Origin of the sequence: Streptomyces atratus (genome assembly GCF_040655115.1) — a bacterium.
Classification (GTDB): Bacteria; Actinomycetota; Actinomycetes; order Streptomycetales; family Streptomycetaceae; genus Streptomyces; species Streptomyces atratus_D.
The window spans coordinates 1-5873 of record NZ_JBFAJH010000110.1 but is presented as its reverse complement, the minus strand read 5'-3'; the positions used below and the strand labels follow the sequence as shown (position 1 = coordinate 5873).

The following is a 5873-nucleotide window of genomic DNA, read 5'->3' as shown; positions in this document are numbered from 1 at the left end:
CCTCCCGAAGGCGGCCTGGATCAACCAACCCGCCAAGGAGGAGCATCAGGAAGAACCCGCAGCCTGACGTGTCTCACCGGAATTGACAGGCACCGCGCTCCCCCAGCGACAGATCACGCCGAATCGCACGATGCAGCGTCGGAATCGACGGCGGAGGGTCACCCTCGCCCCTGGCCGCGCGAGCGGTCAGCTCACGATGGACGGCCGCAACGTTGCCCCTCCACAGCCCGAGCAGAGCCCGGACATCCGAGGTGACCGTGAACCTCCCGTAATACCGGGTCCGCTCCCCCGGTGCCAAGGCCGCAGCCTCGTCCTGCTCAGCGGCGGCCAGCCACCGCCACACCGCACGCTCCCCGCAGCACGTCCCGCGGCAGCCGGTGCAGCAGCGCCGCCAGGAACGCCCGGTCGCTCGGGCTGAACCGCACCTTCTCCTCACCGAGTTGGCGCTCCAGCACCGACAGTTGGTGGCGCAGGGCGAGGATCTCCACGTCCTTGTCCCGATCGCTCATCGGTAGCAGGCGCAGCAGGGCGAACGCGTTCGCCATGCCCAAGTAGGCCAGTCGCAGCAGCACGGTTGGTCATCATGCCGCGTTGATCGATAGCCGCGCGACGGCGCAGACTCGACCGACCGCGCTCGACATCCCGTACACCCCGCACACCAGCTCCGACCAGGGCGGATGAGGTTATCGGCAAGCGCAACGTCAACGAAGGGGAGCAGTTCGGCGAGGAACGCCTCATCCGCTGCGTGAACCGCCTGGGGCAGGAGCCGTCGCAGGGGCTGCGGGCGGATCTGCGCCGGCTCTCCCACACGCTGAAGTGGGAACGGAGCGGGCGCACCAGCGACGACGCCACCCTCTTCATGATCGAGTGGCACGGAGGCGCCGACCACCTCGCGGTCCTTGACTGAGCGCCCGCGCGTCAGGCCCGATCACGTCGTCGACGACAAGGACTCGCGGGGATCGAGGCCCGGTTCTCACTCTCGGCCCCGGGACCGCAGAGGACGAAGTTGCCCGGAACGCTTTGCGTCCCGGGCAGCACGTGTGGAGGGCAGCCGCGAAGCTCCTGGGAGGCAGGTAGGTCTCAGCCGTCTCAGGCCGCGGTTGTGGGGTTCGCTGATTCGGCGGTGCGGCGGTGTTCGGCGTTGATGCGCTGGGCTTCTTCGAGCTGGTCTTCGAGGATGACGATGCGGCAGGCGGCCTCGATGGGGGTCCCGTGGTCGACGAGTTCCCGGGCGCGTGCGGCGATGCGCAGCTGGTAGCGGGAGTAGCGGCGGTGGCCGCCCGCGGAGCGGAGCGGGGTGATGAGGCGGGCTTCGCCGATGGCGCGGAGGAAGCCCTGGGTGGTGCCGAGCATTTCGGCGGCCCGGCCCATGGTGTAGGCGGGGTAGTCGTCGTCATCGAGACGGCCGTACGAGTCGTCTGCTGTCATTGCACCTCTCTGTGGAACGCGTGGAGGGGCCCTGGTGCCAATTGGCACCAGGGCCCCGAAGGAACTGCTACACCATCTGCCGGCCCTGGTACTGCACCGGCCTTCTGTTTCCGCAGACCCGACCAGAATGCTGTCGGGGGTGCGGGGATCGCGGTTGCTTGACCGGAGACCACCTCACTATCGATGTCCTGCGGTACCCGGGCTCAAGACGTCCGCCCGGGCGATCCTGATGGCGCCTGGCTCCTCCGTTCTTCCCTCTGGGATCAATCACTTATCTACTGCTGGTACTGCTCTCTTGTACTGCCCAGTGGCCTGCGACAGCCGGCGGCGCCACTCTTCGGCAGCCAGCCCCGTCGCCCGTCGTGCGTCTGCTCTGGCTTAGAACCCCACTGCCGAACCTCCCGGTGCGCGCGTCCGCAGCCGACGCCTTCACCGAGGTGCTGCTCACTGACTTCACTGCTGGGTACTTCGACCTGCACTTACGGGTACTGCCACTGCGGTACTGCTCACGGCGGCCCCTGATCACTGCGGGCCACCCGGTCCGGTCGTCAGTCCCGTCGCCGTCCTGCAACAACCCTGGCTTCGAAACTCCACCACCGCACCGTCCTGCGAACTGCAACTGCGTGTACTGCTGCCCGGCAGTTCGTCTCTGCCAGGCCCCGCGGTCTCTCTGGGCTACGAGAGAAACCATAACCACACCACCACCCAATGTCTACTCCAGCCGACATAGATTTTCGCGTGTTCGGCGGTGAGGTAATCCACCTCGAAACAGTGCTGGAGGGCGGGAGTAAGGCGGTCATCATCGGGTTAACGGGCCGCAAGCCGGGGCACAAGCACCGGGCAGGCAGGACCGGGCGTTGACGATCCAGAGACCAGGGTGGCCTGATGGACACGATGAGCAGCGTCAACGTCGCAACCGCGCGCTCCATGGCATCCATCGCCGGCGCACGCGAGCGCGCCCGGGATTTCCTCGAAGGTCTCGTACATCCGCTCGCAACCGAGGCCGCCGGCACCGTGGTCCTGGTCGTCTCTGAACTCGTCACCAACGCCCTGCGCCACGGCGGTGGCACCTGCACCCTGGACCTGACCGCGCACCCGGACAGCATCGAGGTGGCCGTGCACGACCGCAGCCCGCAAGCGCCGCGCATGCGCACCCCCGACCTGAACGGCGGCACCGGAGGCTTCGGCTGGCCCATGGTCAACCGCCTCGCCCGCGACACCGCCGTGACCCGCCAGGCAGCCGGCGGCAAGACCGTAAGCGCCCTCCTCGCCCGATAGCGCCGAGGCGGTACCGACCGTGCGAGTAGTAATCCGAACGCTGAGTCAATCTGGTGCTGGTCATGCTGGGGTGAAGCGCGTCGGATTGTTGACGACGGCGCCGGGGTGGGGATGGGGCTCGTCCGGGCAGAGGCGAGGGCTCAGGGCGTCCCGGCGGTGCACTCTGACATACGCGTGCTCGCCCTGCGCAGGGCGGCTCAGGTGACCACTTTCGCACTCGCTCGATGGGAGGGTGCCGGTGTCTTACTACTCGGCGAGATTCCCGCCGTGGGCGGGTCTCATAGGAACGACGACATCATTCCGGCACCCCGCCACCAAGCCCGCTCTCCGTCTGGGGAGCGGAGTTACTTGCCTTCGGCCTCCTGAGCGCCGATGGTGTCGGATGCCGGGCAGGTCACGTCGTCGCTGGCGGGCCCCGGCGGGGTGTCGCCATGACGGGCCTGCCCGTCGCCCCGACGTCGCTGACGGCGCCGTTCGTCGCCCTCGGCGACAGAACGGACCCAGCGGATCGGGTTGTAGGGGGCGCCTGACTTCATCAGAGAGAAGGCGAGGCGGTGGGCTCGGTGGCCCACTGCGATGGTCGCGACCAGCGCTTGCCTTCGGAGAGCAGGCGGCGGCGGTAGGCGACGAAGTCGGCGTGGTGGAAGCCCATGCCACGGCCGAGGTCGACGATCGCGGGTCGCAGCTCGACCGATCCTTCACGGCTGATCCGGTTGCCCCGGCGGCTCTTGCCTGCGGATTCGTAGGCGATGGGGACGAGGCCGGGGCACGGTAGGCGCCGGCAGCATTCGTGAAGCGGGCCGGATCGCCGATCGCGGCTCCGTAAGCGCTGGCGGTCACGATGCCGACGCCGGGCAACGAAGTGAGGACGCACGCCGGAGTGTCGGGCAGGACAGTCGACAACTCCGCGGTGGCCTTGGCGATCTCCTCCTCCAGCGCGAAGAAGAAGGTCACGTCGGCAGCGAGTACGGCCGCTGGCGGCGTTCCAGTCCGCCTCCGGCAACTTCAGGACTTCGCGCGCGGTCTCGACGACCTGCGCGGCCTTCGCCCGTGTGATCCGGGCACCCCGGCGGCGCACGAAGCGGACCAGGCCGTCGACTCCGAAGCGTCGGACGCGGTCCGGGCCGGGGAGCCCTCAATGAAATCGAAGATCGCGGTGTGGGCGGCTGCCCGGCTTGGCCAGGCAGCGGTGCCGAGCAATTCGCGCTTGATGGTCGAGAAGAACGACTCGGCGAGGGCGTTGTCCCAGCACTGGCCGGTGCGGCCGACTGAGAGGAGAACGCCGAACTCGCCTGCCAGGGCGGCGAATTGCTGGAGGCAGCAGGAGACCAGATGCCCGTCACGATGACGCAAGGTGACCTCGCCGTGTCTGTCCACGCATGTCGGCCCTGCAGGGGATCCATCCCCGGCAGTGGAAGCCTCGCCATCCGCGAGCAGCACAGTGACCGATCGGCCAAGGGTCTGTCGCCGACTGTAGCCAAGTAGCTCTTGGGCCGCGTGATTCCACGCCTGGATCACGCCCCGATTGTCCACGGCGATACGTGGCATTTCTATGGGAGAAGCGCTATCTGGCTGGTGGGCAATGGCATGTACTGCGCCCATGGGATCACCCTTTCATTGTTCACCTGCAGATTCACGCCCCCGTCCGGAGCAGTGACCTCTATGTACGTCGTTGACCAGCCGCGACCCGATAGGACGGACGAGCCATTCCGACGTCTGGCGGATCGGGACTGGGCGAAGGTGATGGCCGAGCGTCCCGCATCAGCGACTCTTGTCCGCGGCCTTTAAGTGCCGCCGAAACGTGCACCTGCATTCGGTCACGGACAGCGACACACCAACCACGGTGGCAACGACAACACGCGTCATCAGCGCTCCCGGGGCCGGCAAAAATCGTTCTCCTCCAGCAGTACACGACGCCCTCACCCCACCGCAGCCGGGGGAAGAGTGCCGGTCTCCCTACGGTCGACAGCCCCAGCCTCGTCGGATGGCGGGATCGGACACACCTGATTGCCACGCAAAGGGGGCGCCGACCTGCGCACGCACGCTCGGTATCCACGCCAGGAAGACGTGCGGGTCCGCTGGTTAGCGCACGGTGCCGGAGTCGAACGACCACCACACGGGCGGACGAAACGGACTATTCGGGTAGGGTCGGAGTCTGGCGTCCAAGGGTGAATGGAGGGCCCGACCTGATCGGTCGTACCGGCGATGCGGTACGCACGCAGTGTGCCGGGCGAGGGCGTGGCACCCAGCAGCAGGGAATCCGATGATAGATGGGTTGTCTCTCACGTCGGCGAGGGTTCCATGGCTGCTCGCGGGGCTTTCCCTGGTAGCCGGAATAGTCCTGAACCTCGTTGCGCCCTGGCCGTATCTGGGCCTCCCTCTGCTGGCAGCCGCACCTCTGGTCGCCGGCGCCATGCTGTCTTTCCGCGCTGCCACCTCGGTCGCCTGCGTGACGTGTGCAGTGACGGTGGGCATGGACATCTATCACGGACGCGAGGCTGTGGCACTGTACGTCGATCTGGCCGTGGTGGGCCTGATCGGAGCGCTGGCCCTGGCGGTCAATCGGCTCATTGCGCGACAGGGGCAAAATCTTGCCATGGCCAGGAATGTCGCGGAGGCCGTGCTGCCGGATCCGCCGACGGGCGTCGGCCCGCTCGCCGTGTCCGCGGGCTATACGGCGGCCCAGGCGGAGGCACGGATCGGGGGCGACCTGTTTGCGGTCCAGGACACCCCGTACGGAGTACGCATGATCATCGGCGACGTGCGGGGCAAGGGGGTCCAGGCCGTTGCGGCAGTGTCGGTCGCAATCGGAGCATTTCGCAAGGAGGCCGAGTACACGCCGACCCTGGACGAGCTGGCGCAGCGCCTCGATGATGCTCTGGCCAGCGAGGCCGACCGGACGGCCGAGGAAATGCCGGGCGAGGACTTCACCACCACTCTGCTGGCCGAGGTCTCCCCCGACGGCGAGGTGCTGACCCTGCTCAACCGTGGGCACCCGGCGCCGTACCTGGTCCACAGGGGGGAGCTGGCACGACTCGACGCCACGGTCCCGCAACTGCCCTTGGGGATGGACCTCGGTGCCTGTCAATTCCGGTGAGACACGTCAGGCTGCGGGTTCTTCCTGATGCTCCTCCTTGGCGGGTTGGTTGATCCAGGCCGCCTTCGGG

6 protein-coding genes and 2 pseudogenes are annotated in these 5873 nt (G+C 67.6%); 3 read left to right on the top strand and 5 right to left on the bottom strand.

Annotated features, from left to right (window positions below; all coding sequences use genetic code 11):
- Positions 1 to 317: 317 nt before the first annotated feature.
- A complete protein-coding gene (locus tag AB0I23_RS40895) occupies positions 318 to 572 on the bottom strand; it encodes a hypothetical protein (RefSeq protein ID WP_359118287.1) in 255 nt (84 codons plus the stop codon).
- 173 nt (positions 573 to 745) lie between these two features.
- Between AB0I23_RS40895 and AB0I23_RS40890 the strand changes: the two genes are divergently transcribed.
- Positions 746 to 907, top strand: a complete 162-nt coding sequence (locus AB0I23_RS40890) for a hypothetical protein (protein ID WP_359118286.1) — start codon at positions 746 to 748, stop codon at positions 905 to 907.
- A 182-nt stretch (positions 908 to 1089) separates the two neighbouring features.
- Here AB0I23_RS40890 and AB0I23_RS40885 read toward each other — a convergent pair whose 3' ends face one another.
- Entirely contained in the window at positions 1090 to 1428 is a 339-nt protein-coding gene (locus AB0I23_RS40885; RefSeq protein WP_267006447.1) for a MerR family transcriptional regulator, read from the bottom strand.
- 885 nt (positions 1429 to 2313) lie between these two features.
- Between AB0I23_RS40885 and AB0I23_RS40880 the strand changes: the two genes are divergently transcribed.
- Complete coding sequence (locus tag AB0I23_RS40880) at positions 2314 to 2706, top strand: ATP-binding protein (protein WP_359118284.1); 393 nt, start codon at positions 2314 to 2316, stop codon at positions 2704 to 2706.
- Between the two features lie 344 nt (positions 2707 to 3050).
- Here the strand turns inward: AB0I23_RS40880 and AB0I23_RS40875 are convergent, their stop codons facing one another.
- From AB0I23_RS40875 to AB0I23_RS40865, 3 genes and pseudogenes are all read right to left on the bottom strand, one after another.
- On the bottom strand, positions 3051 to 3242 hold the full coding sequence (locus tag AB0I23_RS40875) for a hypothetical protein (RefSeq protein ID WP_359118282.1): 192 nt from the start codon (positions 3240 to 3242) through the stop codon (positions 3051 to 3053).
- A gap of 598 nt (positions 3243 to 3840) precedes the next feature.
- Positions 3841 to 4146, bottom strand: a pseudogene (locus tag AB0I23_RS41940) (integrase core domain-containing protein); the annotation flags it as partial.
- A pseudogene (locus tag AB0I23_RS40865) lies at positions 4138 to 4254 on the bottom strand (PAS domain-containing protein); the annotation flags it as partial. The pseudogenes AB0I23_RS40865 and AB0I23_RS41940, both read right to left, overlap by 9 nt.
- 727 nt (positions 4255 to 4981) lie before the next feature.
- Here AB0I23_RS40865 and AB0I23_RS40860 point away from each other — a divergent pair.
- Positions 4982 to 5803 carry a PP2C family protein-serine/threonine phosphatase gene (locus AB0I23_RS40860; protein ID WP_359118280.1) on the top strand — a complete coding sequence of 274 codons (822 nt, stop codon included), beginning with the start codon at positions 4982 to 4984 and terminating at the stop codon, positions 5801 to 5803.
- Positions 5804 to 5873: the final 70 nt, after the last annotated feature.

Coding starts and splice junctions, on each gene's coding strand:
- AB0I23_RS40880 (WP_359118284.1), top strand. CDS start 2,314: ATGGACACGATGAGCAGCGTCAACGTCGCAACCGCGCGCTCCATGGCA.
- AB0I23_RS40875 (WP_359118282.1), bottom strand. CDS start 3,242: ATGAAGTCAGGCGCCCCCTACAACCCGATCCGCTGGGTCCGTTCTGTC.
- AB0I23_RS40885 (WP_267006447.1), bottom strand. CDS start 1,428: ATGACAGCAGACGACTCGTACGGCCGTCTCGATGACGACGACTACCCC.